Source organism: Tsukamurella spumae (assembly GCF_012396015.1).
GTDB lineage: Bacteria > Actinomycetota > Actinomycetes > Mycobacteriales > Mycobacteriaceae > Tsukamurella > Tsukamurella spumae.
On sequence record NZ_JAAXOQ010000004.1, the window covers coordinates 62,710 to 88,562 of the forward strand.

Below are 25,853 nucleotides of genomic sequence, written 5' to 3' on the forward strand. Positions count from 1 at the left end.
TTCGTACCCACGGACCTCACCTCACCTTGATCGTCGACTGCTTCTCGGGCAGCGTACGCGGATTGGGAGCGTTGACACGCGTCTCAGGCCGCGGCTGGCGTCGGCTCCAATTCTCGCCCGTACCGACCGGCCAGCCACGCGCACGTCATCAGCTGGACCTGATGGAAGATCATGAGCGGGAGCACCAGCAGGCCCACGGGCTGCCCGGCGAAGAGTACGGCGGCCATCGGCAGACCCGTGGCCATGGACTTCTTGGTGCCGCAGAACTGGATCGCGATCATGTCGGCGCGGTCGAATCCGAGCTTCTCCGCGGTGGCGCGCGTCATCCACAGCATGAGCAGCACGAGCGCCAGGGACAGCACGATCAGCTGCGTGACGCCCACCCAGGAGACCTGGCTCCAGATGTGCTCGCGCATACCCGCCGAGAACGCGGAGTAGACCACCAGCACGATCGATCCACGATCGACGTACTTCAGAGCCGCCGCGTGCTTCTTGACGAATCCGCCCACCCAGGGCCGCAGCAGCTGGCCGAGCAGGAAGGGCAGCAGTAGCTGCAGGCACAGGTCGACGATCGAGCCGCTGTGGAACTTCACCTGGCCGGTGGTGGCCATGAGGGCCAGCACGAGCAGCGGCGTCACGAAGACGCCGAGCAGGTTCGACACCGAGGCGCTGACGATCGCGCCGGGCACGTTGCCGCGCGCGATCGACGTGAACGCGATCGACGACTGCACCGTCGACGGCAGCAGCGTGAGGAACAGGACGCCCGCGTACAGCTCGGGCCGCAGCAGTGCGTCCGGCGCGAACCGCAGCAGCACACCGATGATCGGAAACACTACGAAGGTGAAGCTCAGGATCACCGCGTGCAGGCGCCAGTGCCGCAGCCCGGTGAGGGCCTCGCGCGGGTGGATCCGCGCGCCGTACAGGAAGAACAGGATCGCGATGGCCACCGTCACCGCGTCGTCGACGATCGGTTCCGCGCGACCGGTCGCCGGGAACAGCGCCGCGATGCCGACGGCGGCGAGGATCGCGAGGATGAAGCCGTCGATCGACAGCTTGTCGAGGAACTTGCGCATCGCGTTACGCAGGTCGTGCCTCGTGGTCGCACATGCCCTTGAGGGCACAGGCGCCGCAGCCTCCGGTCACGCCGCAATCCGCGGAGGGGTCGTCCGACGGTGCGTCGTCGGCACTGCAGCACGTGGCCTCGGGCATCTGCAGGCGCGCCTGGATCGAGGCCGCGCGGGCGCCCTGGAGGGCGCCGAAGCCGGCCAGGAAGAGGCCCGCGACCACGGCCACCGCGACCGCGACGAACGACCAGGGGGCGTCCATCGCGACGCCGATCAGGGCGCCGGCACCGAAGATGACGCCGGCCGCCACGAGGCCCGGTCCGGCGACGCGGTTGGCGGTGCGCCACAGCAGCGGATCGGAGAGGGTCTGCTCGGTGCGGACCCCGACGATGCCGTTCTCCGGGAGGCGGCCCGCGAGCCCGGCGCCGCCCACGATGACGGCCGCCACCGCGGCCAGAGCGAGGATCACAACCAGCACGAACACCCGTCCAGTCTAGAGACCTGCGCAAATCAGCCCTCGACCGGTCGTATGGGGCGCGGTTACGATGCAGTGCGAGTCGGGAGGGGCATGTGTGGGATTCGACTTCGTATGGACCAATCACCGAGACGAATGGCGGGCCGCGGCGGGGCCGGTGATCGGCGTCCTGCTGTTCGGGACGTTGGGGGTGCTGGCCCTCGTCGCCACGCCGTTGCTCGACGTCGGGCTCGCGTTCCTCGGCATAGCGGTGCTCACTACGGGGCTGATCGTGCCTCAGCTCGGCGGCCGGCAGGGCGAAACGGTTCGGTTGTCGCCCGACGGAGTGCGGATCGAGCAGGCCGCATGGTGGAAGAACGGGGCCACCTATCTGCTGAGTGGGCTGTGCCTCCTCCTGGCGGGTATGGCGGCGACGGTGGTGACCGATCCGGAGGGCGGACTGCTGATGCTGGTGCTCGGGTCGGTGCTCGGCGTCTGCTTGGCGGTGATGGTGTTCGTGCTGTGGCGGGGTCGCAGGGCCTTCGTGTTCGGACAGGGGAACGTCGTGACGCCGCGGGGTCGCGTCATCGGATACGACCGGCTGTTGTACCGGCTCTACGAGCCGCCGCGCGGAGCGCCCTCCGTCGAGATCGGCCTTGTGGATGGGCCCAAGCCGGAGAACATGACGGCTTTCGGCTACATGATCAGTCCGAGTACGGTGCTCTCCACGCTAGACGCGCTCACCGCCGGTGACCGCGTCTACACCGGCGACGAGATCCGCGCGATGCTGGCGGTGCCGCCGCAGCAGGGCGTCGCCGAGGGCGAGAGCGTTGTCCTGCGGCTTTCGGCGGCCCTGCCCGGGGGCGAGGGCTGAGTGCCGCCCCAGGGCATTTAGGCTGGTGGGGTGACGCAGAACGGTGAACAGACTCCCTCGGCCGGCCCCGCCCATCGGTACACGGCCGAGGTCGCGGGCGCGATCGAGCAGCGGTGGCGCGACGAGTGGCGTGAGGCCGGCGTGTTCAACGCCCCGAACCCCGTCGGGCCGCTGCGGGGCGACGGGGCCCTGCCCGCCGAGAAGCTGTTCCTGCTCGACATGTTCCCGTACCCGTCGGGCGCGGGGCTGCACGTGGGGCACCCGCTGGGTTTCATCGCGACGGACGTCTACGGCCGGTACCACCGGATGAACGGCGCGAACGTGCTGCACACGATGGGCTTCGACGCATTCGGCCTGCCCGCCGAGCAGTACGCCGTGCAGACCGGCACGCACCCGCGGGTGACCACCGAGAAGAACATCGAGCGCTACCTGGAGCAGATCGCCACCCTGGGCCTGGCCCACGACGAGCGCCGCCGGGTGTCGACGACCGACCCGGAGTTCTATCACTGGACGCAGTGGATCTTCCTGCAGATCTACAACTCCTGGTACGACGCCGCTCAGGACCGCGCGCGGCCCATCGCGGATCTGGAGGCGGAGTTCGCGTCCGGTGCCCGTGCCCTGCCCGACGGTCGCGAGTGGTCGGGCCTGACGGTGCCCGAGCGCGGCGCCGTCCTCGACGATCACCGCCTGGTCTACGAGAGCAATTCGCTGGTGAACTGGTGCCCGGGCCTGGGCACGGTGCTCGCGAACGAGGAGGTCACGGCGGACGGCCGCAGCGAGCGCGGCAACTTCCCGGTGTACCGCAAGCAGTTGCGGCAGTGGATGATGCGGATCACCGCCTACTCGGATCGGCTGATCGACGACCTGGCGGTGCTGGACTGGCCCGAGAAGGTCAAGTCCATGCAGCGCAACTGGATCGGCCGCAGCCGCGGTGCGCGCGTCGCCTTCACCGCCGCCGGTGAGCGGATCGAGGTCTTCACCACCCGCCCGGACACCCTGTTCGGCGCCACCTACATGGTGCTCTCCCCCGAGCATCCGCTGGTCGACGTGCTGATCGCCGCGCAGTGGCCCGCCGGCACCGACGAGCGGTGGACCGGCGGTGCCGCCTCCCCCGCCGAGGCCGTCGCCGCCTATCGCGCCTCGATCGCCGCCAAGTCCGATCTGGAGCGCCAGGAGGGCAAGGAGAAGACGGGCGTCTTCCTCGGCACCACGGCCGTCAATCCGGTGAACCGCGAGCGGGTTCCGGTGTTCATCGGCGACTACGTGCTCATGGGCTACGGCACCGGCGCGATCATGGCCGTCCCCGGCCACGACGTGCGCGATCACGAGTTCGCCACGAAGTTCGGCCTGCCCATCGTCGAGGTGGTCGGCAGCGAGGCCGGTGTCGCCGACGAGGCGTACACCGGCGAGGGCCCCGTGGTGAACTCCGCCAACGCCGAACTGGACATCAACGGGCTTCCCATCGCCGAGGCCAAGGCCGCCGTCATTGCCCACCTGGAGCGGGCCGGCTCCGGCGAGGGCACGGTGCAGTACAAGCTGCGCGACTGGCTGTTCGCGCGCCAACGGTACTGGGGCGAGCCCTTCCCCATCGTCTTCGACGCCGACGGTGCGCCGCACGCCCTCCCGGAATCGCAACTGGCGGTTCTGCTTCCGGAGGTCAAGGACTACGCGCCCGTGGCCTTCGACCCCGAGGACTCCGATTCGCAGCCCTCTCCCCCGCTGGCGAAGGCCACGGATTGGCTGCACGTCGAGCTGGACCTGGGCGATGGGCTCAAGGACTACACTCGCGATGCCAATGTGATGCCGCAGTGGGCGGGCAGCTCGTGGTACCAGCTGCGCTACGTCGATCCGACGAACACGGAGACCTTCTGCGCCAAGGAGAACGAGGCGTACTGGATGGGCCCGCGGCCCGAGGCCAATGGCGCGGGTGATCCCGGCGGCGTGGACCTCTACGTGGGCGGCGTGGAGCACGCGGTGCTGCACCTGCTGTACGCGCGGTTCTGGCACAAGGTGCTCTTCGATCTGGGCTACGTGACCTCGCGTGAGCCCTACCGGAAGCTGTTCAACCAGGGCATGATCCAGGCCTTCGCCTACACGGATTCCCGCGGCGTGTACGTCCAGGCCGACGAGGTCGTCGAGCGCGACGGCAAGTACTTCCTGGGCGAGCAGGAGGTCAACCGTGAGTACGGCAAGATGGGCAAGTCCCTGAAGAACTCGGTCGCACCGGACGACATCGCTCGCGACTACGGCGCCGACACCCTGCGGGTCTACGAGATGTCCATGGGGCCACTGGATCAGGACCGCGCTTGGGCCACCAAGGACGTGGTGGGTGCGCAGCGCTTCCTGCAGCGCGCGTGGCGCGCGGTGGTCGACGAGGAGACCGGCGCCGTGCGGGTCACCGACGAGGCTCCGTCGGAGGAGTCGATGCGTGTGCTGCACAGGACGATCGCCGGGGTCCGCGAGGACTACGCGGAGATGCGGGACAACACCGCCATCGCGAAGCTGATCGAGCTGACCAATCACCTCACGAAGGCCTACCCGGGCGGCGCCCCGCGCGCCCTGGCCGAGCCGCTCGCTCTGATGCTCGCTCCCGTCGCCCCGCACATCGCGGAGGAGCTGTGGAACCGGTTGGGCCACACCGAGTCGCTCGCGCACGGCCCGTTCCCGCGTGCCGAGGATCAGTGGCTGGTGCAGGACACGATCGAGGTGCCGGTGCAGGTGAAGGGGAAGGTCCGCGCCCGGATCACCGTGGGCGCTGACGCCTCCGACGAGGCCCTCGAGGCTGCAGCGTTGGCGGACCCCAAGATCGCGGAGCTCCTCGACGGTGCCCCCCGCAAGGTGATCGTCGTCTCCGGCAAGCTCGTCAACATCGTTCCGTAGCAGGGGAGTCCGGCCGTGCAGACGCTCGCCGAGCAGCTCATGGCCGGCCCCCGTGGGCGGGCGCTGTGTCTGGAACTCGCGTCCTCGGCGAGCATGCCGGTGTTCGATGCGTTGTTTGCGTTGCGGTTGCTGCACGATCGCACCGGTTGGCAGGCTGTGGAGTCGGATCCCCGACTCGGCCTGTTGTCGGAGCGGCTGAGCAGCCTTGTTCAACTGGACGCGAACTCGCTTCAGCGGGCACTGTCGACGACGGTGGACGGAGCCATGTATTGGCAGGAGCCCTCCGACGACGAGTTGATTGCAGGACGTCCAGAGGTGGCGGCCGAGATCGAACGCATCGCGGCAATGGTGTCGAATGCGCGGGTCGCACGGTGGTGGACCGATCCGATTGCTGCGGAGCAGTTCCAGGTGCGCATGGAGGGGTGGCGCGACGACCTGATCCGGCCTGCCGCCGCTGAGGCGCTCCCGCGGTGGGCTGAGGACACGCGGCGCCTGGAATCGGGAGCCGCAGCCGAGTGGGATCCCGACCCGCGCGCGAACATCAGTGCGTGGTGGCCGTCTACGCCGCCGGGCTTCGAGCTGACAGCGACCTGTGGCGCCCAGCGCGGCGTGCCCACCGGCCTGTACCTGGTGGAGGACGGCTTCGGCGAGACTCGGGCGACGGTGCACCGCGTCGGTGGCACCGGCAGAGTGCTCGAGATCGACTCGGCGGCGGTGTGGGCCGGCCTCTGCCGCGAGCACCCGATGGAGGTGACCGCGTCCAAGCGCCACGACTGGTTCCGCACCACAGGTCTGGCCGGCACCCGCTGGGCGATGCCGGACTGGGCCTCGGTGGCGCGGGAGTACGACGCGGTGCACCTGCAGGTCGGCGCCTACCTCGCGGCGAGCGGCACGGCCATCGAGGTGGAGCCCGGCGTGCACTCGGTCATCGCGGGCTGGGCGCCGGGGGACACCTACTGGCTCACCGATGTCGTCGAAGTCGAGCCCGAAGGACGCGTGTTCGTCAAGGATCGGGACGACGACCTGTGGCATGCGGAGGAGGGGAGCCGATGATCGGATCCGTCGTCGATCTGGCGATCGAGGAACGGCGCAGCATGCTCGCGCTCATCGAGTCCCTCGCGGCGGACCAGTGGAGCGCGCAGAGCCTCTGCGGCGAGTGGACGGTCCGCGAGGTCGTGGCGCACCACATCGGCTACGACCTGCTGTCCGGCCCGGAACTGCTCACGCGGATGGTGACCGGCCGCGCGGACCCCGGTCCGCGGTCCAATCGGCGCAGGGTTGCGGAGCTGTCCGAGGCGTCGACCGACTACCTCATCGACGCGTACCGGGGCCACCTCCGCCCCCGCGGCCTGGCCGCGGGCTTCGGCAGCCGAATCTGCCTCACGGACTGCATGATCCACCAGCAGGACATCCGCAGGCCGCTGAACCTGCCTCGGACCATCCCCGCGGAGCGGATCCGGCCGGCGCTGAACTTCGCCACCTACGCCCCGCCGCTGCGCGGCGCGATCCGCGGTAGGGGAGTACGCCTGGTCGCGGACGACCTCGGGTGGACCTTCGGCCGTGGACCCGAGGTGCGGGGGACCGGCGAGGCGATCCTCCTCGCGATGGGCGGGCGCACCGTCGTTCTGGACGAACTGCAGGGTCCGGGCCGGGACCGCCTGGCGCGCAACCTCAGCGCGCTCGCCTGACGGTGCCGCGCGAAGGTCATGCCGCCGCGTGCGCGGGCCACGGCGGATCCTCGCGCCAATGGTTCGCGGCGTCGTGTTCGGACAGTAGGTCCTCGAGGAGCGGAGGGCCGTGTGGCCCGTCGAGCATCGCGGCGATGTCGTCGTGGATGCTCCCGACGAGGTCCTCGTACTGCGCCCGGAGGTCCTGGGCACGCCAGGCGTCGGCGTACTGCTGGTGGCGCTGCCGGTGATGCTCCTGCGCCAGTCGGTAGAGCTCCTGGGTGTGGTGCGTGTGGTTGACGCGGTAGTCGCCGGTGGGGTCCGCGGTGCGCCGCCAGGCGGTGCGGCCGGCGTATTCGTCGTCCTTCGGCAGGGTGACGGTCTCGAAGCCGCGCCGGGCCTCGTCCGCGCTGGGTACCACCTTGCCGTGGTGCGCGTCGCAGGCCAGGGTGAGCACGTCGATGTCGGTGCGACCGCCGTCCCGCCACTCGGTGATGTGGTGCACCTGGCATCGCGTGGCCGGCGCATCGCATCGCGGTGCGCTGCAGCCCTTCTCGGAACCGTAGAGCGCGATCCGCTGGTCCGCCGAGGCGAGTCGCCTCTCGCGGCCCAGGTACAGCGGCCGCCCCGCGACATCGAGCAGCAGGACGTATCGGGGGTTGGCGCCCATCATCCGGAGAGCATCCTCCACGGGCAGCCGGCCCCCGGTGGCGGTGGTCGCGATGCCGGTCTCGGATTCGAGTCGGTCGATATCGAGGGTGATGATCGGAACGCAGGGGAGCCCGCGGTGCTGCCCGAGCAGACCCGAGCTGATCGCCGCCCGCAAGGCCTGGGTGAGGGCATCGTGATTGCGCTGCGCGGTGGTGCGCCGATCTCGCTTCGCGGCAGCAGCTACGGCGTCGGCGTCGTCCATGTCGATCGGCGCATCCGCATCGTCCGGGTTGTTCACGCCGGGCCGGGCCAACTTCTCCAACACCACGTCCATCAGTGCCCGCGCCTCGGGGGACAGCGCCCCGGCGAGGCCGGACATCAGGTCATCGCCCTGCTTCCCGACGGTCACCTCCCGGGCGCGGGAGACGTCCTCCGCGGAGGGCTCGGCACCGTCGGGATCGAGGAGCTCGTAGGCCCGATTGCCGAGCTTCGCGATGTCGTCCGGCGTGCATCCGCCGATGGCGGCGGTGACCAGCATGTCCTCCAGATCGTGCATCGCGGGATCGGCGAGCTTTCGCGAGCACTTGTCGAGAGCCCGCTCGACGGCGACGGCGTGCCGCTCGGAGAGGAGCCCCTCGCGTTGTGCGGCCGCGAGCAGGGGGAGCCGGGGTTCGGGCGCGTACCCGCGTTCCTGCCGCGGTGCGCGCGACCGGGCGCCGCGAACGCGGTCCCGCGCCTCCCCGCCGGCCAGATGCAGCTGATCCATCAGCATCTCCTGCGCGCTGGTGTACCCGAGCTGCGGCGGCAGGCCCTGCTCGATGCCTACCTCGGTGAGCCAGTGCTGACTGCTGGGCACCCTCCGCGCCGCGCGCTCGAGCCGATGCAGTGCGTCGAGAACCTGCTGGGAGGAGAGCATGACGGGGTTCGCCGCGGCCAATCGTTCGGCGGCGTGTTCGAATGCGGTGAGGGCATCGAGATACTCAGGTGCAGTGCTTCGTTCGATCATGCGGTGCCTCCTTCCGCTCCCTCCAGGATACCTCGAAATTCGACGAAGTGCCATGAATGGGAACAGGTATTCCCATCCCATGCTCTAGCCTGGACGTTCCAGAAGAGGGGAGCGCCCGATGCGCCTGATCGATGACGCGGAGCGGCGTGCCCGCATGGCGCAGCGCCAGGCGCTCGCGCCGCAGCACCGCGTCGGCACAGTGCTCGACGCAGTCCGCACCGTCGGCGTTCTCCATGCCACAGAGCCGGCCACCCCGTACCTGTCGGTCCTCGCGCGGATGCACGGCTTCGTGCGCGAGGAGTACGAGCGCGAGCTGTGGGAGGAGCGCTCGCTCGTCAAGCAGCTCGCCATGCGCCGCACCATGTTCGTCTTCCCGCGCGAGCTGCACGGCCCGGCGCTGAGCGGCCCGTCGGCCCGGGTCGCTGCCCGGGAGCACGCGAAGATCGCGAAGGACGCGGTCCGGGGCGGTATCGCCGACGACGGCGAGGCCTGGCTGGCGCAGGCGCGCTCCGCGGTGCTCGACGCCCTCGGCGGCCGTGAACTCAGCGCCGTGCGGCTGCGCGAGCAGCTGCCCGAGCTCAACGGCAAGGTGATGATCTCGGAGGGCAAGCCGTACGGCGGCGAAATGCACCTCGCCCCGCGGGTTCTCACCTGGCTCGGCGCGGCCGGGGAGCTGGTGCGCGCCCACAACGAGAGCCATTGGCGGGTGAACCGGAACCTGTGGGCCCGCGCAGATGAGTGGCTCGGGTCGCCCGTCGCGCGGACCGATCCGGGCGAGGCCTACGCGATTCTGGTACGCGAGTACCTGCGTGCCTTCGGCCCGGTCACGGAGGCCGACGTGGTGTGGTGGTTCGGCGCCACCAAGACGGCGATCCGCGGGGCGCTCGCCGAGATCGGCGCGGTCGAGGTGGAGTTGGAGCGCGGGGCCACCGGGTGGGTACTGCCCGACGATGTCGAACCCGTGGCGCCCGCGGAGCCGTGGGCCGCACTCCTGCCTGCGCTCGACCCCACGCCGATGGGCTGGAAGGAGCGCGCCTTCTACCTCGAACCCGGCTTCGCCGCCGCGATCTACGACAGCGTCGGGAACGCCGGCACCACGGCGTGGTGGGACGGCCGGATCGTCGGGGCCTACACCCAGGAGGACGACGGCGCCGTGGTGCCGGTGCTCGCGCCCGGCACGCCCCGCGCCGCACGGAGGGCCCTCGACGTGGAGGCCGCTCGGCTGCAGGAGTGGCTGGCCGGGGAGCGCGTGAACTCCCTGTACAAGTCTCCGATCATCTTGCCCGCGTGGGGGTCCTGATCAGCGGACGACGGCGATCGCGAGGCCGTCCCAGCCCTTGATGCCGACTGTCTGCAGCGCGGTGGCGTCCAGCCGCGGGTCGGTGCCCAGGCGTTCGAGGGCGCCGCGGATGCCGTCGGCGTCCGGCCCCTCGTCCTGTAGGCGGCGCACCACGTTGTCGAGCACGATGACGGTGCCCGGAACGCTCAGCCGCAGCGCCCAATCCAGGTAGGCACGGTTGTTCGCCTTGTCGGCGTCGATGAAGACGAGGCCGAAGGGGCCGTCGAGGAAGGGCAGGGTGTCGAGCGCCGCACCGATCCTGATGTCGACGCGCTCGCCCAGCCCGGCCTTGTCGAGGCTGGCTCGGGCGACCGCGGCGTGCTCGGGCGAGAACTCCAGCGTGACGACCGACCCCGATGGTCCGACCGCCCGGGCCAGCCAGGCGGTGCTGTAGCCGCCGAGGGTACCGATCTCGAGGATCCGGTCGGCTCGGGCGATGGTCGCGAGCAGGTAGAGGAACTTGCCCTGCGTCGCGGAGACGGCGATGTCCGGGAGGCCGCCCGCTGCCTGCGCGGCACGGATCGGCTCGAACTCGGCCGCGTCGACGGCCACCGTCCGCTCGAGGTAGTCGTCCGTCTCCGCCCACGACGCGCTGTTCACGGGCTCGACCCTACGCCGATCGACACCCGCCGGCCACGGGGTTCAGCGGGGCCGCAGCACGATCTCGGTGGGGTGCGCGTCGTCCGGGGTCTCGATCGCGTGGAGCACGGCGCGGGCGACGGTCTCCGGGCGGAGCAGGCCGTCGGTGGCGTACTCCCGGCCCTCGGCGGCGAAGATGCCCTGCTGCATCTCCGTGTCGATCCGCCCCGGGAACACACTGGTCACCCGCAGCGCGGGCTCCTCTGCGCGCAGCGCCTCGGCGAACGAGGTGAGCCCGAACTTGCTGGCCGCGTAGGCGGACCAGCCCGGGTTGGCGCGCTTTCCGGCGCCGGAGTTGATCAGGACGACGTGCCCGCCCGCGGCGCGGAGGGCGGGCAACAGCGCGCGGGTGAGCTCGACGACCGCGAGCAGATTGATCTCGAACATCTCCCGCCAGTCGGCGGCCGTGGTCTCCTCGATGGTGCCGATCCGGCCCACGCCGGCGTTGTGCACCAGCACGTCGAGGCGATCGATCGGGGCGGTGAGCTCCCGGACGGCGCCATGATCGGTGAGATCCGCCGGAAAGGGTGCGGCACCGTCGAACTCGGCGACGAGGGAGTCGAGCGCGGGGGAGGGCCGGCCGCCGAGCAGGAGGCGATGCGAGGGGCCGAGCCCGCGCGCGATGTGCGAGCCGAGCCCGCGGGACGCGCCGGTGACGAGGGCGAGGGGACGGGCGTCGTCGGTCATCGTCTCACCGTAGACGAACCGGCTCCAGGACGAGAACCCCGGCCGAATCCTGGGAATCAGCCGGGGTTTTCGTCATGGTGACGATCAGAATTCGGCGTCCCCCAGCAGGGCGGCCTCGGCCGGGACGGTGCGCGAATCGGCCCTCGGTCCGCGGACCTGGGTGAGGATCACCGCGGCGACGATGCAAGCGCCGGCGCCGATGTAGAAGGGCGCGGCCGGGCTGCCGAACCAGTTCGCGAAGTGCGCCACGAAGGTCGCGGCGAGCGCGCCGCCGGCCCAGCGCAGGAAGTTGTAGCCGGCGCTGGCCACCGGGCGCGGCGCGTCGGCGATCGACATCGCGGTGCCGGTGAACAGGGTGTTCAGCACGCCCGACGGGATGCCGGAGAGCACCACGACGATGACCACGACGGCGACGTTCTCATGGCCCACGCCGGCGACCACGAGCAGCGCGCCGTAGACGATGACCGCGACGATCGAACCCGCCCGCTCGCCGAAGGCGGCCGCCACCTTGGGGGCGAGCCACACGCCGCTCACGGCCACCAGCAGGCCCCAGCCGACGAACACGGCGCCCACGAAGTACGCGCTGCGGTGCAGGACGAAGGGCGACCAGGCGAGGATGGTGAAGAAGGCGGCGGTGTAGAAGGCCGATCCGAGGCCGGTGAGGAACAGTCCGCGCTGGCGCAGGGCCTTGAGGGGGGCCAGGGGCGATACGGTGCCCTCGCGCTGGCGCTTCTCCTTGGCTTCGGCGGCGTCGGAGCGAAGCATGGTGGCGCACAGGACGGCGCCGATCAGCATGAGGATCGCGGTGCCGGCGAACGGTCCGCGCCACGAGATGCCACCGAGGACGGCGCCCAGCAGCGGACCGACGGCCAGGCCGACGCCCAGCGCCGCCTCGTAGAGCAGGATCGCGCCCTGCTGGCCGCCGGTGGCGGCGGCGACGATCACGGCGAGCGCGGTGGCGATGAACAGCGCATTGCCCAGGCCCCAGACCGCACGCCAGGCCACCAGCACGCCGATGGAGTTCGCGAGGGCGCAGGCCGCTGCCGCGACGACGATGAGCAGCAGGCCCGCGATCACGGTGCGCTTCGCGCCGAACATCGAGGTGAACCAGCCGATGAACAGCATCGCCACGACCTGCACGCCGAGGTAGGACGAGAACAGCAGCGTCGTCTGGCTGGGCGTCGCGTGCAGCGATTCCGCGATCGACACCAGGATCGGATCGACGAGGCCGATCCCCATGAACGCGATGACCGCGGCGAACGCCGTGACCCACACCGCCTTGGGCTGATGGGAGAGGGTGTCGCGCAGGCTCGGGTGCCCGTGATCGGCCTCAGTACGTTCGGCGGTGGTCGGCATCGCAGCTCCTTTCGATACTACGAAACTCTAACTATATCGCCGTGCGGAGCACAAGGCGGTGTGACCGATTCGTCAGGAGTCCGTAGTAACGCCGGCTCAGACCGCGTCCCGGTAGAGCTCCATCAGGCGGTTCAGCGCGGGCACGGCCGCATCCAGGCTGCGGCGCTCGGCCTCCGTGAGCTCGCCCAGGTGACCGGCGAGCCGCATGTTGCGCGCAGCGATCAACTCGTTGGTCAGCTCGGTGCCGTGCTCGGAGAGCTGGACCACGACGGCCCGGCCGTCGTCGGGATCGGGGCTGCGCTCGGCCAGACCCAGGCGCTCCAATCCGTCGACGGCGCTGGTCGCCGAGGGTAGGCGGATCCGCAGGTAGCGGGCCAGTTCGCCCATGCGTACGGGGCCGAGCCGGGCTAGGCTCTGCAGCGCGGCCTGCTGCGCCGGTGTCAGGTCCGGCCCCGGGGTGTTGCGGCGCACCAGGAAGTGCAGCTGCAACAGCGGAGGCCGCAGGCGCGAGGCGAGGTCGATGTGCGCGGCGTCGGAGGCCGGAGTCGACGGCGCGTCGGAGGCTTCGGGCGCGGGAGTCATGATGTCGATATTAGGCACATTTGTGACGATGCCGGTCCCCCCGCGGGAGGACCGGCACCGTCGGGCCGGAGAACCGGTGGTGCGCAGCGGAACTAGGAGCCGATGGCGCCGCTCTTCTTCCAGACCGCGACCACGGAGGGGCGGGGCTGCGAGCCGCCGCCGTCGGGCCAGTGCGAGGTGGGCTTGTCGGCGGTGGCGTCGTCGGTCTCGCCCGGGTGCTGCACGGCGACGAGCACGCGGTTGTCGCGCACGACGGGGCCGCAGGTCTCGGCGCCGAAGGGCACCGTCAGGAACTGCTTGGTCAGGCCGCGGTCCTTGCCCTCGAGGACGACGCCGAACAGGCCGTCGTTGCTGTCGAAGGTGGCGTTGGTGCCGTCCGTGGAGATCCACAGGTTGCCGTGCGAGTCGAAGGTGACGTTGTCGGGGCAGCTGATCCGCGACACCTTGCTCTTGTCGAAGCCGCCGTAGTAGGTGTCGGCCGCGGCCGGATCACCGCAGACCAGCAGCAGGTCCCAGGAGAAGGTGGTGCCCGTGTGGTCGTCGGTGATCTCGAGGAGCTGACCGCTCTTGTTCTTCACGCGCGGGTTCGGCGTGTCGATGCCGGCCTTGCCCTCGGCGCCGCGGTCGCTGTTGTTGGTCAGCGCGCAGTAGATCTTGCCGGTCCTGGGGTTCGGCTCGATGTCCTCGGGGCGGTCCATCTTGGTGGCGCCCACCTTGTCGCCCGCCACGCGGGTCCACAGCGCGACGTTCTCCGCCGGCATGCCGTCGACGTGCGACTCGGCGCTGCCGTCGGCCTTGGTGGTGAGCAACGGGATCCACTTCCCCGTGCCCTGGTAGCCGCCGTCCGGGACCTTGCCGTTCTCGACCTTCCGGCCCTCGAACTTCGCGACGTACAGAGTGCCCTCGTCGAGGATGCGCATGTTCGCCTCCATCGCGGCGGCGCCCTTGCCCGGCTGGACCTTCCGCGAGCTGACGAACTTGTAGATGTACTCGAACTTCGAGTCGTCGCCGCAGTAGGTGACGACATCGCCCGCGGGGGTGACGTAGATGTTGCCGCCCTCGCGCTTCATCCGCCCCAGCGCCGAGTGCTTGATCGGCGTGGACGTGGGGTCGTGCGGGTTCACCTCGACGAGATAGCCGAAGCGGTTGATCTCGTTGGGCTCCTTGGACAGGTCGAACCGGTCCTCGTACTTCATCCAGTGGTGGGCGTCCTCGTCCTTGCCCACCCCGTACCGCTTCCAGCCCTCCTTGAGGCCGTCCAGCGGCGGTGTGTCGGTGCCGGAGAAGTAATTGGTGTAGTTCTCCTCGCCGGAGATCATGGTGCCCCACGGCGTGATGCCGCCGGAGCAGTTGGCGATGGTGCCCAGCACGCGGGTGCCGGTCGGATCGGCGGCCGTCCGCGTGAAGAAGGTGCCGGCCGCGGGGCCCCGGAGCTCGAAGGGCGTCGACGCCGTGATGCGCCGGTTGTACTCGCCGAGAACCGGAGTCAGCTTGCCCGAGCCCGGCTCGCCCTTGACCTCGACCACCGAGATGCCGTGCGCGGCCATCTCGATGCGCACCTGGTTCTCGGTGGGGTCACCCTCCTTGTACCCCTTGAACATCGACGTGCCGGTCGTGTACTCCTGGTTGCACACCATGAGGAAGGTATCCGGCTTGCCCTCCACCGCAATGAGATCGGTGAAGTCGTTGTTGAAGCCGAACTGCTGCGCCTGCGCCTCGGGGGTCTGGTTGTCGAAGTCGAACTGCGGAGCGCCCGGCAGCACCGGGTCGCCCCAGCGGATCACCACCGCCTGCTCGTAGCCCTCGGGCACCGTCACGGCGTCGGCCTTGTTCGGGGTGATGGCGTTGAAGTTCAGGCCGGGGGCGTTCACGTTCTCCGACGGTGCGGCGTTGCCCGCCGCCGCGCTCGACGACGTGCCCGCGCCCGTGGAACCCGAGTCGCCGCACGCCGCGAGGACGGTGACCGCGCCCGCGCCGATCGCCGCGACGCCGGCGCCGCGCAGCACGGTGCGGCGGGTGATGTCGCCGAAGTACTCGCCCTCGGACTGGTTGTCGTGCTCGCGGAAGCACTGGTTACCGCACTTGTACTTGCAGGTCGTGTGCGAGCGCGCGGACTTACCGTCGTGATCGGTGAGCAGGCGCAGGTTGGGCAGGCGCATGGGTTCTCCCTGTGGCTGAACTGGGCGGCTCGGGCTGAGCTCGTGGCTGGTCGTCGCCAATGTAGAACCGACACGTGATGAGCCGGCAAAGCTCAGGTAAACGCCTGGGAGAGCGCTCGCAATGGAACTGTCGCTACTTCGACCGGCGCCCCCCGTTCCGGTGCGTCCCCACCGATTCGCCCGGCGTTCCGGTGGGGACAGAACGGAACGGGTGGCTCAAGTCGGTCAGCCCCGCAGGTGGCGGTCGGCGAAGGCGTCGAGAGCCGCTTCGGTGCCGAGGTACGGCTCACCGTCGCGCGGCCAATGCAGGATGACGTCGGTGAAGCCCAGCTCGGCGGCGCGGCCCACGGCATCGTCGGCGGCCTCGGGGGAGCTCAGCGAATAGGTGCCGCCCGAGTCGATCGACAGGTAGCGGTCGATGCTCCCGCGGGCGCGTCCGGCACCGTCGAGGGCGTCGTCGAGGCGCTGGGAGAGCTCCGCGACGCGGGACCACCAGGCGTCACCACCGTCACCGTCGGGCCCGGTGGTGACCCAGCCCTGCCCCTGCTCGGCCACGATCCGCAGGCCCTTCGGGCCGTTCGCGGCGAGCACGAAGGGCATGCGCGGGGACTGGGCCGGCGCCCCGACCATGCGCGCGTCCACGGCGCGGTAGCGCGGACCGTCGAAGGAGATGGGCCCGCCCTGCTCGAACCGCAGCAGCACGTCGAGATCGCGCGTGAATTCGACGAACCGCTCGTGTCGCTCGCGGGGGGTGAGCTCGGGCTGCCCGAGGACGAAGGCGTCGAAACCCGTGCCGCCGGAGCCGATTCCCAACAGCATCCGACCGGAGGCGATCTCGTCGACGCTCGCGAGATCCTTCGCGAAGGGCACGGGATGCCGGAAATTGGGCGAGGTGACGAACGTGCCGAGGCGGATGCGTTCCGTCGCGGTCGCGGCCGCAGTCAGGAGCGGGACCGTGGCACCCCAGGGCTGGTCGGCGAGTGTGCGCCACGACAGATGGTCGTAGGTCCAGGCGTGATCGAAGCCGAGCTCCTCGGCCTTGCGCCACCGGCGGCGCGCTTCGGGCCACGGGTACTGCGGAAGGATCACCACGCCGAATCGCATCCACCCACCCTACGACGGCCGCCGCGGAACGAGGTGTTGCGTTCTGATCGTGCGATCGCGTCCTTGGACCTAAGGTTCTCTCATTGGTTCATCAGACCACCGGTTCTTTCGAAGGGATCACCACATGTCCTCCCCGGTTTCAACGGCGCCGCAATCCGGTGTCCGAGAGTTCACCACCAGGGCCGTCATCCTCGGCGGCCTCATCACGCTCGTCTTCACCGCGGCCAACGCGTACCTCGGCCTCAAGGTCGGCCTGACCTTCGCCACCTCGATCCCCGCCGCGGTGATCTCGATGGCCCTGCTGCGGTACTTCGCGAACCACTCCATCGTCGAGAACAACATCGTGCAGACGATCGCCTCGGCGGCCGGAACGCTCTCGGCGATCGTGTTCATCCTGCCCGGCCTCGTGATGATCGGCTGGTGGGCCGGGTTCCCGTACTGGACCACGATGCTCGTCTGCCTCGTCGGCGGCGTGCTCGGTGTCATGTACTCGATCCCGCTGCGTCGGGCGCTCGTCACGGGATCGGACCTCCCGTTCCCGGAGGGCGTGGCCGCGGCGGAGGTGCTCAAAGTGGGTGACACCACGGAGGGCGCCCAGGAGAACAAGCGCGGCCTGCGGCTGATCCTGATCGGCTCGGTGGCATCCGCGGCGTACGTACTGCTCGCGAAGATGAAGGTCGTCGCCGAGGGCCTGTCCGTCACGCTGCGCGTCGGCGGAGGCGGGACGGTGTTCACGCCCGGCCTGTCGTTCGCCTTGATCGGCGTCGGACACCTCGTGGGCCTGACCGTGGGCATCGCCATGATCGTCGGCCTCGTCATCTCGTACTTCGTGCTTCTTCCCATCTGGACCTCCGGCGATCTCACGGGTGTCGCGGACATCACCAAGGTCATCAACGCCACCTTCAAGCACGACATCCGGCTGATCGGCGCTGGCGCGATCGCCATCGCCGCGGTCTGGACGCTGATCAAGATCCTCGGCCCGGTCCTCAAGGGCATCGCCGATTCGATCGCCAGCTCGCGCAAGCGCCGCGACGGCCAGATCGTGGACATCTCCGAGCGCGACATGCCCTTCCCCTATGTCGCGGGCATCGTTCTGCTGTCGATGATCCCGATCGGCATCCTGCTGTGGCGGTTCACGACGGAACCGAAGGCGGGTTCGGACAGCAACCCACTCAGTGGGGGCTCGGGCGGCATCATCCTGACCAGCATCCTGTTCATCCTCGTACTCGGCTTGGTCGTGGCGTCGGTGTGCGGGTACATGGCCGGCCTGATCGGTGCGTCCAACAGCCCGGTGTCCGGCGTCGGAATTCTGGTGGTGCTTGCCTCGGCGCTGCTGATCCGCGCCGTGTACGGACCCGCCGAGGGCACCACCGCCGACGGGCTGGTGGCGTTCACGCTGTTCACCGCCGCCATCGTGTTCAGCATCGCCACGATCTCCAACGACAATCTGCAGGACCTCAAGACCGGCCAGCTGGTGGGGGCCACCCCGTGGAAGCAGCAGGTGGCCTTGGTGATCGGCGTCGCATTCGGTTCCGCGATCATCCCGCCGGTCCTGGATCTGCTGCAGAGCGGATTCGGGTTCTCGGGCGCCCCCGGCGCCAACGAGAAGACCGCCCTCGCGGCGCCGCAGGCCTCTCTCCTCGCCGATCTCTCCAAGGGCGTGTTCGGCGGAGACCTGGACTGGGGGCTCATCGGCCTCGGGGCGCTGATCGGTCTCGTCGTGATCGTGATCGATGAGGTCCTCAGCCGCACATCGAAGTTCCGCCTCCCCCCGCTGGCCGTCGGCATGGGCATGTACCTCCCCATGAGCGTCACGCTGATGATTCCCGTGGGCGCGATCCTGGGCCACTTCTACAACCGCTGGGCCGACGGGGCCGGCGATGCCGCGGAGGGCCGTAAGCGGCTCGGCACGCTGCTCGCGACGGGCCTGATCGTCGGTGAGTCGCTGTTCGGTGTGGTCTACGCGGCGATCGTGGTCGCGACGAACAAGGACGAGCCGCTGGCGCTGCCCTTCATCGGTGAGGGCTTCCTGCACTGGGGCGAGGCGCTGGGCGTGGTGGTGTTCGCCGGGATCACGGCGGCGCTGTACCTCCGGACCAAGAAGTTGGCCGCAGCACCCGCGTAGGGCCCGCGGCAGCGGACGCGCTGCGCCCGGACCGGGTGCTCATCGGGTCGTCGCCGGTGGTGGAGTCACCTCCGGTGGCGCAGCCCCCTCAGGCAGGCTGCGCCGAGCGCCGGTTCCGGGCGATGCTGGAGACGAGGGCGGCGGCGATGAGGACGACGCCGATCAGCCCGGTGACCAGCTCCGGCACCGGGCTGTGGATCGAGTACAGCAGGATGGCGGCCAGCGCGCCGATGGCCCAGTGCGCACCGTGTTCGAGGTACACGTACTCGGACAGTGTTCCCTTCTCCACCAGGTACACGGTGAGCGACCGGACGAACATCGCGCCGATGAAGCCGAGGCCCAGGGCGATGATGATCGGGTCGGCGGTGATGGCGAACGCGCCGATCACGCCGTCGAACGAGAAGGAGGCGTCGAGGACCTCGAGGTAGAGGAACAGGAAGAAGGCGGCCTTACCGGTCGCCTTCGCCAGCTCCGACGGGCCGGATCGTGCGCGTTCCGTTTCCTCCTCGAGCTCCTCGACGTGGAAGAAGTCGCCGAGGCCGTTCACCACCATGTAGGTGACGAGGCCGAGGAGACCCGCGAGGAAGACGGTGCGCGATTCCTCGACGGTGTGGGCCGCCCAGACGCCGGTCGCGAGCAGTGCGCCCAGGGCCACGACGATCGAGAGGCGATCGAGCTGGCCGATCCGCTGCAGCGGCTTCTCGATCCAACTGAGCCAGGTCACCTCGCGATCCGGGTCGAAGATGAAGTCGAGGAAGAGCATCAGCAGGAACATGCCGCCGAACGCAGCGATCTGCGGGTGCGCTGCGGTGATCAGAGTCTCGTAGCTCGCGCGGCCGTCCGGGAAGTACGCGGCACCGTCGGGCGGCGGGTTCAGCGCCAGGTCGAGCGCGTCCTTCGGGTTGAGGCCCGCGGTGATCCACACGATCGCGAGCGGGAACAGCAACCGCATGCCGACGACGGCGATGAGGATGCCGACGGTGAGGAACATCCGCACCCAGAAGCGGCTCATCCGCTGCAGCACGGTCGCGTTGATGACAGCGTTGTCGAACGACAGGCTGATCTCGAGGACGCCGAGGATCAGCGTCAGGATCAACGCTTCCGGGCCGCCGTAGAGGAACGCCGCCACGAGCGCGGCGATCGTGATTGCGAAGGACAGTCCGAAGATGCGGAACACGCCGGCGAACTATACCGGCAACGCGGTCCTAGAAGCCGCCGAAGTCTCCGCCACCGAAGTCGCCTCCGCCGAAATCTCCACCGCCGAAGCCGCTTCCGCCGAAGTCGCCGCCGGTGTCCCAACCGCCGCCGTCGCCGGTGTCCCCGGCGTCGAAGGATCCCGAGTCGAAGGCACCGTCGACCCCGGGATCAGCGAGGACGGCCGGCCCGATCCCGGCCATCCCGGCGAACATCGAACTGAACAGCAGGTAGCTGCCCACGCCCCAGGCGCCGGCCACGAGAGCGGGCTTCCACCAGGGCTCGCTGTACCAGCCCGCGGGCACCGGGCGACCTGCGACGACGCCGCCGGGGTAGTAGTTCGGGGTGCGGTCCGACGGTGCCGGGGACGCCTCGAGCGTGCGGCCGTCGACGTCCACCGAACGGTCCTCGGAGACCGAGCCGGCGGAGCGCTGACCGTCGAGCTCGGGGATCGGCGGGCCGGGGTCCAAGTCCATCGCGACGCGGGCTGCCCGCGCGTAGTAGAGGCCCTCGAGCGCGGTCTGCTTCGCCAGCCGCGCCTGTGCCGGGGTGTTCGCGCCGCCCACCTGGGCGCCGGCTGCGGTGTACCGCTCGCCCGCGTCGGCGAGGGCCTGCCGTGCCGCGTCGTTCGACCCGACGAGGTTGTTCACCTGCCCGGCGAGCCGGTCGATCGTCGCCCGGGCGTCGGCCTGGGCGTCCGACAGGGCGGTCGCCCGGGCACCACGATTGCGCACGACGTTCGCGACGACGAGCGCGATCACCACGATCACGACGATGACGAGCAGGGTCTTCATGCGGTCGACGTTACCGAGACCGGACGTCGCGCGGCTTACAGCTGTCTGAAGATTCGGACTTTTCGCCGACGGTGAACGACGGAGGGCCCGTCACCCACGCGGGTGACGGGCCCTCCGGTCCGGATGTCGCGCGGACTACTCCGCGCCGATGATGAACTCCTCGAGCTGCTTACGCGCGATGTCGTCGGCGATCTGCTCCGGCGGGGACTTCATGAGGTACGCCGAGGCGGGGATCACGGGGCCGCCGATGCCGCGGTCCTTGGCGATCTTCGCGGCGCGCACGGCGTCGATGATGATGCCGGCCGAGTTGGGCGAGTCCCAGACCTCGAGCTTGTACTCCAGGTTCAGCGGCACATCGCCGAAGGCGCGGCCCTCGAGGCGGACGTACGCCCACTTGCGGTCGTCGAGCCACTCGACGTAGTCCGACGGGCCGATGTGCACGTTCTTGTCGTGCACCTTGCCGGCGAGCGGGCCGTTGAGGTTGCTCGTGACGGCCTGCGTCTTGGAGACCTTCTTCGACTCGAGGCGGTCGCGCTCGAGCATGTTCTTGAAGTCCATGTTGCCGCCGACGTTGAGCTGGTACGTGCGGTCCAGTGTGACGCCGCGGTCCTCGAACAGCTTCGCCATCACGCGGTGGGTGATGGTGGCACCGACCTGGCTCTTGATGTCGTCGCCGACGATCGGGACACCGGCGTCGCGGAACTTCGCAGCCCAGACCGGGTCGGAGGCGATGAACACGGGCAGCGCGTTGACGAAGGCCACGCCCGCGTCGATGGCGCACTGCGCGTAGAACTTGTCGGCCTCCTCGGAGCCCACGGGCAGGTACGAGACCAGCACGTCGACCTCGTTGTCCTTGAGCTGCTGGACGACGTCGACACCCTCGCCCGGCGCCTCCTCGATGGTCAGGCGGTAGTACTTGCCCAGGCCGTCGAGGGTGTGGCCGCGCTGCACGGTGACGCCGGTCGGCGGCACGTCGGCGATCTTGATGGTGTTGTTCTCGGAGGCGTTGATCGCCTCGGCGAGGTCGAAGCCGACCTTCTTGCCGTCCACGTCGAACGCGGCGACGAATTCGACGTCGCGGACGTGGTACGGGCCGAACTTCACGTGCATCAGGCCCGGGACAGTGGCGTCGTCGGCCACATCCTTGTAGTAGTGGACGCCCTGCACGAGCGAGCTGGCGCAGTTGCCCACGCCGACGATCGCAACGCGGACCTTGGTGGAGTTGTCAGTCACCGTTCTTCCCTTCAGTCGGTGTCAGTCGGTCGTCGGAGCGGGATTCGGCGGCGATCAACTCGTTGAGCCACCGCACCTCACGCTCCGTCGTTTCCAGTCCCAGCTCGTGCAACTGCCGCGTGTACGTCTCGCTCGAGCCCCCGGCCGCGAGGGCCCGACGGAGTTCCTCTCGCCGCTCCTCGACCTGCCGGCGTCGACCCTCGAGGATGCGGAGCCGGGCCTGGGCGGGGGTGGCGGTGAAGAAGGCGAGATGCACGCCGAACCCGTCGTCCGTGAAGTTCTGCGGTCCGGTGTCGGCGACGAGGGCGGAGAACCGCTCCTTGCCCGCCGGGGTCAGACCGTAGACACGGCGCGCGCGGCGCTTCGACGGGCCCGGTCCGTCCTCCTCGGCGATGTAACCGGCGTCCTGCGCGCGGCGCAGGGCGGGGTACAGCGAACCGTAGGAGAACGCGCGGAACGGACCCAGCAGTTCCGTCAGCCGCTTGCGGATCTCGTAGCCGTGCATGGGGGATTCGTGCAGCAGACCGAGTACTGCGAGTTCGAGCACTGCCGCCTCCTCTCCGGGCACGACGCCGAGCCCGTGCGGCCGACGCGAGTGGATCTATCTCATCAATCGATCGGCAGTTGTATCGCGCCGATATATAGGACGATACCTCAGCGATGAACGCACGGTGAACGGCCGTCGGCGTCGCGTCCGTTACGAGGGCTTCGGACCGGGGCGGATCGGTCGGGGCGGAATGCCCTTGTCGCGGCAGTGCGCACCCGAGCCAAGTACATTGGATCCGTGCGGACGCAGAGGCAAACGGTGGACTACGCGCTGCAGCGGCGATCGCTGCTCGCGTCGGTCAACGCCGGGCGTACTGCGGTCAAATCCGTGTGCGATGCCGATACCTACCTGCTCCGCGCGGCGAAGTTCCACGGGCGATCGTCCGAGGTACTGTGCCCGATCTGCCGCAAGGAGCAGCTGACCCTCGTGTCGTGGGTGTTCGGCGATTCGCTCGGTCCCGCGTCGGGTTCGGCGCGGACGGACGCGGAGCTCAGCGACCTCGAATCCACGTCAGTGGAGTTCTCAGTGCATGTCGTGGAGGTCTGCAGGTCGTGCAACTGGAATCATCTGGTGCAGTCGTACGTCGCGGGGCTCCCCCCGCGGCCGAAGCGAAAACGTCGCGCGGCGCCCGGCTAGCGGATCCGACGGCCGGTCGGAACGACGGGTCGGCGCGGGGCGCAGTGAACGAACGAAGAGATGAGCGGAGAACCAGCGGTGACGAACCCGGGTGGCAACGACGAGCGGAACGGGGCGGCCGGAGGGCCGTCGCGGCCCGGAGGGCCGGTTCCTCCACAGCCCGCGCCGAAGCCGCCGGTCCCGCCGCAGGCGGCGCCGACCACGCAGTTCCCGCTGGTGCAGAACAGTGGCCAGGGCCCGGCGCAGGGCGCCGGGCCGAACCCCGGCCGTCCCGGTGCGGGTGCGAACGCCGCCTCGGCACCGTCGGGCGCGAACCTGCCGCCGGCGGGCGCCGCGCGCTCGGCGTACCAGCCCCTTTCGGGTCGTCCGGTCGACGAGTCCGAGCTCGCCGCTGAGGCGGACCGTGGCGGGCGGCCGCGCCCGGAGGAGCCGGAACAGCCGGTCGTGATCCGCAAGACGGCCCCCGTCCCGCCCCCTCCCGCCGACGGTGGCGGTGACGGTCCCGGCGGAGACGGTCCGGGCGGAGACGGTCCCGGCGGGGGCGACGGGGACGGTCCGGACGAGCCCGAGGACGGCGATCATGACGACTCCGACAAGAAGGGCCTGCGAGCACTCGTGAGCGGATCACTCCTCCGACGCGTCGTGACCGGCGGCGTCGCAGCGGTCGCGTTGATCATGGTGGTCGCGCTCCTGGCCTTCCTCATCGGCTACTGGCGCACCGATGTGCCGCAGCCCGGCGAGATTCAGACCGAGCAGGTCGCCACCATCACGATGAAGGACGGGACCACGCCCGTCGCGCGGGTCATCCCGGCCGGCGGCAACCGCGAGATCCTGCCGGCGCAGGACATCCCGGACGTGATGAAGAACGCGATCATGGCCGCCGAGGACCGCGACTTCGCGACGAACCCGGGTTTCTCGCTCAAGGGTTTCGCGCGCGCAGTGTGGCTGCGCGTGCCGGGCGTTGCGGGCGACGGCCAGGACGCGGGCGGCGGTTCCACGATCACGCAGCAGTACGTGAAGAACGCGCTGGTCGGCGATGAGTCCTCGCTGACGCGCAAGTGGAAAGAGCTCATCATCTCGACCAAGATGTCCAAGTCCTGGTCGAAGGACGACATCATGGCCGCCTACCTGAACACGATCTACTTCGGGCGCGGCGCGTACGGCATCCAGGCCGCGGCGAAGGCCTACTTCGACGTCAATGCGAAGGATCTCAAGGCCGAGCAGGCGGCGCTGCTGGCGGGCGTCGTCCGCGGGCCGTCGCTGTACGAGCCCACCACGCACCTCGCCGACGCCACGGGCCGGTGGAACTACGTGCTCGACGGCATGGTCGACATGAAGACGCTCGATCCGGCGCAACGGGCGAAGATGCAGTTCCCGAAGGTGACCGCGCTGAGCAAGAGCAGCGGCGACGACCTGTCCGCCGGGCCGAACGGTCTGATCAAGACCCAGGTGCTGCGCGAGCTCAAGGATGCGGGCATCGACGAGTCGACGCTCAACACGCAGGGCCTGAAGATCACCACCACGATCGACCCGCAGGCGCAGGCCGCGGCGGTGAAGGCCGCCCGGAACATGGCCGAGAACCAGCCGAAGGACCTGCGCACCGCGATCGTCTCCGTCGACCCGAAGACCGGCGGCGTGCTGGCCTACTACGGCGGCGACGACGGCAACGGTTTCGACCGGGTGCAGGCCGGCCTGCAGACCGGATCGTCGTTCAAGGTGTTCGCGCTGGTCGCCGGGCTCGAGCAGGGCATCGGCCTGTCGAAGGTCTACTCCTCGGCGCCGTTCAAGGCTCAGGGGGTCACGGTCACCAACTCGGACGGCGAGTCCTGCGGCAGCTGCAACCTGGCGACGGCGATGAAGATGTCGCTGAACACCGTGTTCTACCGGCTCATGATGGACCTCAACGGCCAGGCCCAGGCGGTCGCCGACGCGGCGCACAAGGCCGGCGTGGCGGAGAGCTTCGGGGACATCAAGAAGACGCTGGAGCAGTCCGACGGCAGCGGCGTCGAGGGCGGCGTCGTGCTGGGCCAGTACCAGAGCCGGCCGATCGACATGGCCTCCGCGTACGCCACGCTGGCCGCCGAGGGCGTCTACCGCAAGCCGCACCTCGTCTCGAAGGTCGTGACCGCCGACGGCCGGACGCTGCTCGACCGCCAGAACGATCCCGGTGAGCGTCGCTTCAGCAAGGACGTCGCGAACAACGTCACCGCGGCGCTGCAGCCGATCGCCTCCTACTCCAACGGCCACGGGCTGGCCGGCGGCCGCGCCTCCGCTGCCAAGACCGGCACCGCGCAGTACCAGGACACGGGGCAGAACAAGGACGCCTGGATGGTCGGCTACACCCCGTCGATCTCGACGGCGGTCTGGGTCGGCAACGACAAGGGCGGCCCGATCACCAACTCGTACGGCGGCATCATCTACGGCTCGGGCGTCCCGTCGGACGTGTGGAAGCAGACGATGGACGGCGCGCTCTCCGACTCGGACTACGAGTCCTTCCCGACCCCGGGCTACATCGGTGGCTCCGCGGGCGTGCCGGTGGAGACCCGGGTGCGGACGAGCTCCGCGGGCTCGGCGTCCGCTTCGGCCTCGGCCGATCCGAGCGTGAGCCGCACGGTGCCCGGCCTGCCGGGCGTTCCGATGCCCACCTTCCCCTGGGACCCGACCACCACGCAGCCGGGCAACGGCTACCCGACCTACCCCGGCCAGCCCACCACGCGCCCGCGCCCCGGTGGCGGCACGGGTAACGGCAACGGCGGCCAGACGGTGCCGCCGCGGGTGACGAACCCGGTGCCGTGACGGACGCACCGGACGAGTCCGGCCCGGGTGTCGGCACGGACGTGGACGCCGACCGTCTCCACGTCA

21 protein-coding genes are annotated in these 25,853 nt (G+C 69.8%); 8 read left to right on the forward strand and 13 right to left on the reverse strand.

Annotated features, from left to right (window positions below; all coding sequences use genetic code 11):
* Positions 1-83 precede the first annotated feature (83 nt).
* Positions 84-1,073, reverse strand: a complete 990-nt coding sequence (locus HF999_RS04315) for a bile acid:sodium symporter family protein (RefSeq protein ID WP_168544681.1) — start codon at positions 1,071-1,073, stop codon at positions 84-86.
* A 4-nt stretch (positions 1,074-1,077) separates the two neighbouring features.
* The gene (locus HF999_RS04320) at positions 1,078-1,548 is read right to left on the reverse strand and encodes an SdpI family protein (RefSeq protein WP_168544682.1); all 471 of its coding nucleotides are present in this window, start codon (positions 1,546-1,548) and stop codon (positions 1,078-1,080) included.
* Between the two features lie 88 nt (positions 1,549-1,636).
* Between HF999_RS04320 and HF999_RS04325 the strand changes: the two genes are divergently transcribed.
* From HF999_RS04325 to HF999_RS04340, 4 genes are read left to right on the forward strand one after another with little or no spacing between them, the layout of a single operon-like run.
* Complete coding sequence (locus tag HF999_RS04325; RefSeq protein ID WP_168544683.1) at positions 1,637-2,392, forward strand: hypothetical protein; 756 nt, start codon at positions 1,637-1,639, stop codon at positions 2,390-2,392.
* A gap of 30 nt (positions 2,393-2,422) precedes the next feature.
* The gene (gene leuS, locus HF999_RS04330) at positions 2,423-5,272 is read left to right on the forward strand and encodes a leucine--tRNA ligase (protein ID WP_168544684.1); all 2,850 of its coding nucleotides are present in this window, start codon (positions 2,423-2,425) and stop codon (positions 5,270-5,272) included.
* 15 nt (positions 5,273-5,287) lie between these two features.
* A complete protein-coding gene (locus HF999_RS04335; RefSeq protein WP_168544685.1) occupies positions 5,288-6,325 on the forward strand; it encodes a hypothetical protein in 1,038 nt (345 codons plus the stop codon).
* Positions 6,322-6,960 (forward strand): maleylpyruvate isomerase family mycothiol-dependent enzyme, encoded by a 639-nt coding sequence (locus tag HF999_RS04340; protein ID WP_246207208.1) that lies wholly within the window; start codon positions 6,322-6,324, stop codon positions 6,958-6,960. The genes HF999_RS04335 and HF999_RS04340 overlap by 4 nt, the downstream gene beginning before the upstream one ends.
* A 16-nt stretch (positions 6,961-6,976) precedes the next feature.
* On the opposite strand, the gene HF999_RS04345 is transcribed toward HF999_RS04340, so the two are convergent.
* Complete coding sequence (locus HF999_RS04345; RefSeq protein ID WP_168544686.1) at positions 6,977-8,596, reverse strand: HNH endonuclease signature motif containing protein; 1,620 nt, start codon at positions 8,594-8,596, stop codon at positions 6,977-6,979.
* Between the two features lie 118 nt (positions 8,597-8,714).
* Between HF999_RS04345 and HF999_RS04350 the strand changes: the two genes are divergently transcribed.
* Positions 8,715-9,896, forward strand: coding sequence for a winged helix DNA-binding domain-containing protein (locus tag HF999_RS04350; RefSeq protein WP_168544687.1), 1,182 nt, complete (start codon positions 8,715-8,717; stop codon positions 9,894-9,896).
* Here the strand turns inward: HF999_RS04350 and HF999_RS04355 are convergent, their stop codons facing one another.
* From HF999_RS04355 to HF999_RS04380, 6 genes are all read right to left on the reverse strand, one after another.
* Complete coding sequence (locus HF999_RS04355) at positions 9,897-10,535, reverse strand: O-methyltransferase (RefSeq protein WP_168544688.1); 639 nt, start codon at positions 10,533-10,535, stop codon at positions 9,897-9,899.
* Between the two features lie 42 nt (positions 10,536-10,577).
* Positions 10,578-11,261 carry an SDR family oxidoreductase gene (locus HF999_RS04360; protein ID WP_168544689.1) on the reverse strand — a complete coding sequence of 228 codons (684 nt, stop codon included), beginning with the start codon at positions 11,259-11,261 and terminating at the stop codon, positions 10,578-10,580.
* Positions 11,262-11,345: 84 nt separating this feature from the next.
* Complete coding sequence (locus tag HF999_RS04365) at positions 11,346-12,617, reverse strand: MFS transporter (protein ID WP_168544690.1); 1,272 nt, start codon at positions 12,615-12,617, stop codon at positions 11,346-11,348.
* A 96-nt stretch (positions 12,618-12,713) separates the two neighbouring features.
* Entirely contained in the window at positions 12,714-13,199 is a 486-nt protein-coding gene (locus HF999_RS04370) for a MarR family winged helix-turn-helix transcriptional regulator (protein WP_168544691.1), read from the reverse strand.
* A 92-nt stretch (positions 13,200-13,291) separates the two neighbouring features.
* Positions 13,292-15,358, reverse strand: coding sequence for a PhoX family protein (locus HF999_RS04375; protein ID WP_168544692.1), 2,067 nt, complete (start codon positions 15,356-15,358; stop codon positions 13,292-13,294).
* 225 nt (positions 15,359-15,583) lie between these two features.
* The gene (locus HF999_RS04380; protein ID WP_168544693.1) at positions 15,584-16,462 is read right to left on the reverse strand and encodes an LLM class flavin-dependent oxidoreductase; all 879 of its coding nucleotides are present in this window, start codon (positions 16,460-16,462) and stop codon (positions 15,584-15,586) included.
* 124 nt (positions 16,463-16,586) lie between these two features.
* Here HF999_RS04380 and HF999_RS04385 point away from each other — a divergent pair, with 124 nt between their 5' ends.
* Positions 16,587-18,587 (forward strand): OPT family oligopeptide transporter, encoded by a 2,001-nt coding sequence (locus HF999_RS04385; RefSeq protein WP_168544694.1) that lies wholly within the window; start codon positions 16,587-16,589, stop codon positions 18,585-18,587.
* A gap of 88 nt (positions 18,588-18,675) precedes the next feature.
* Here the strand turns inward: HF999_RS04385 and HF999_RS04390 are convergent, their stop codons facing one another.
* From HF999_RS04390 to HF999_RS04405, 4 genes are all read right to left on the reverse strand, one after another.
* The gene (locus HF999_RS04390; protein WP_168544695.1) at positions 18,676-19,764 is read right to left on the reverse strand and encodes a DUF475 domain-containing protein; all 1,089 of its coding nucleotides are present in this window, start codon (positions 19,762-19,764) and stop codon (positions 18,676-18,678) included.
* A 28-nt stretch (positions 19,765-19,792) separates the two neighbouring features.
* The gene (locus HF999_RS04395; RefSeq protein WP_168544696.1) at positions 19,793-20,575 is read right to left on the reverse strand and encodes a DUF1542 domain-containing protein; all 783 of its coding nucleotides are present in this window, start codon (positions 20,573-20,575) and stop codon (positions 19,793-19,795) included.
* A 135-nt stretch (positions 20,576-20,710) separates the two neighbouring features.
* Positions 20,711-21,808, reverse strand: coding sequence for an inositol-3-phosphate synthase (locus HF999_RS04400; protein WP_168544697.1), 1,098 nt, complete (start codon positions 21,806-21,808; stop codon positions 20,711-20,713).
* A complete protein-coding gene (locus HF999_RS04405; protein WP_168544698.1) occupies positions 21,801-22,355 on the reverse strand; it encodes a PadR family transcriptional regulator in 555 nt (184 codons plus the stop codon). Before HF999_RS04405 ends, HF999_RS04400 begins: the two co-directional genes overlap by 8 nt.
* 237 nt (positions 22,356-22,592) lie before the next feature.
* Here HF999_RS04405 and HF999_RS04410 point away from each other — a divergent pair, with 237 nt between their 5' ends.
* Together HF999_RS04410 and HF999_RS04415 are read left to right on the forward strand one after the other, a co-directional pair.
* Positions 22,593-22,991: a DUF5318 domain-containing protein gene (locus HF999_RS04410; RefSeq protein ID WP_312854012.1), complete on the forward strand. Its 399-nt coding sequence runs from the start codon at positions 22,593-22,595 to the stop codon at positions 22,989-22,991.
* 60 nt (positions 22,992-23,051) lie between these two features.
* Entirely contained in the window at positions 23,052-25,787 is a 2,736-nt protein-coding gene (locus HF999_RS04415) for a transglycosylase domain-containing protein (protein WP_210733454.1), read from the forward strand.
* The last annotated feature ends 66 nt before the right edge of the window (positions 25,788-25,853 follow it).

What these genes read in the sequence shown, in the direction of transcription:
- HF999_RS04380 (WP_168544693.1), bottom strand. Translation starts at nt 16,462, where the DNA reads ATGCGATTCGGCGTGGTGATCCTTCCGCAGTACCCGTGGCCCGAAGCG.
- HF999_RS04370 (WP_168544691.1), bottom strand. Translation starts at nt 13,199, where the DNA reads ATGACTCCCGCGCCCGAAGCCTCCGACGCGCCGTCGACTCCGGCCTCC.
- HF999_RS04395 (WP_168544696.1), bottom strand. Translation starts at nt 20,575, where the DNA reads ATGAAGACCCTGCTCGTCATCGTCGTGATCGTGGTGATCGCGCTCGTC.
- HF999_RS04365 (WP_168544690.1), bottom strand. Translation starts at nt 12,617, where the DNA reads ATGCCGACCACCGCCGAACGTACTGAGGCCGATCACGGGCACCCGAGC.
- HF999_RS04340 (WP_246207208.1), top strand. Translation starts at nt 6,322, where the DNA reads ATGATCGGATCCGTCGTCGATCTGGCGATCGAGGAACGGCGCAGCATG.
- HF999_RS04415 (WP_210733454.1), top strand. Translation starts at nt 23,052, where the DNA reads ATGAGCGGAGAACCAGCGGTGACGAACCCGGGTGGCAACGACGAGCGG.
- HF999_RS04375 (WP_168544692.1), bottom strand. Translation starts at nt 15,358, where the DNA reads ATGCGCCTGCCCAACCTGCGCCTGCTCACCGATCACGACGGTAAGTCC.
- HF999_RS04360 (WP_168544689.1), bottom strand. Translation starts at nt 11,261, where the DNA reads ATGACCGACGACGCCCGTCCCCTCGCCCTCGTCACCGGCGCGTCCCGC.
- HF999_RS04315 (WP_168544681.1), bottom strand. Translation starts at nt 1,073, where the DNA reads ATGCGCAAGTTCCTCGACAAGCTGTCGATCGACGGCTTCATCCTCGCG.
- HF999_RS04350 (WP_168544687.1), top strand. Translation starts at nt 8,715, where the DNA reads ATGCGCCTGATCGATGACGCGGAGCGGCGTGCCCGCATGGCGCAGCGC.
- HF999_RS04385 (WP_168544694.1), top strand. Translation starts at nt 16,587, where the DNA reads ATGTCCTCCCCGGTTTCAACGGCGCCGCAATCCGGTGTCCGAGAGTTC.
- HF999_RS04345 (WP_168544686.1), bottom strand. Translation starts at nt 8,596, where the DNA reads ATGATCGAACGAAGCACTGCACCTGAGTATCTCGATGCCCTCACCGCA.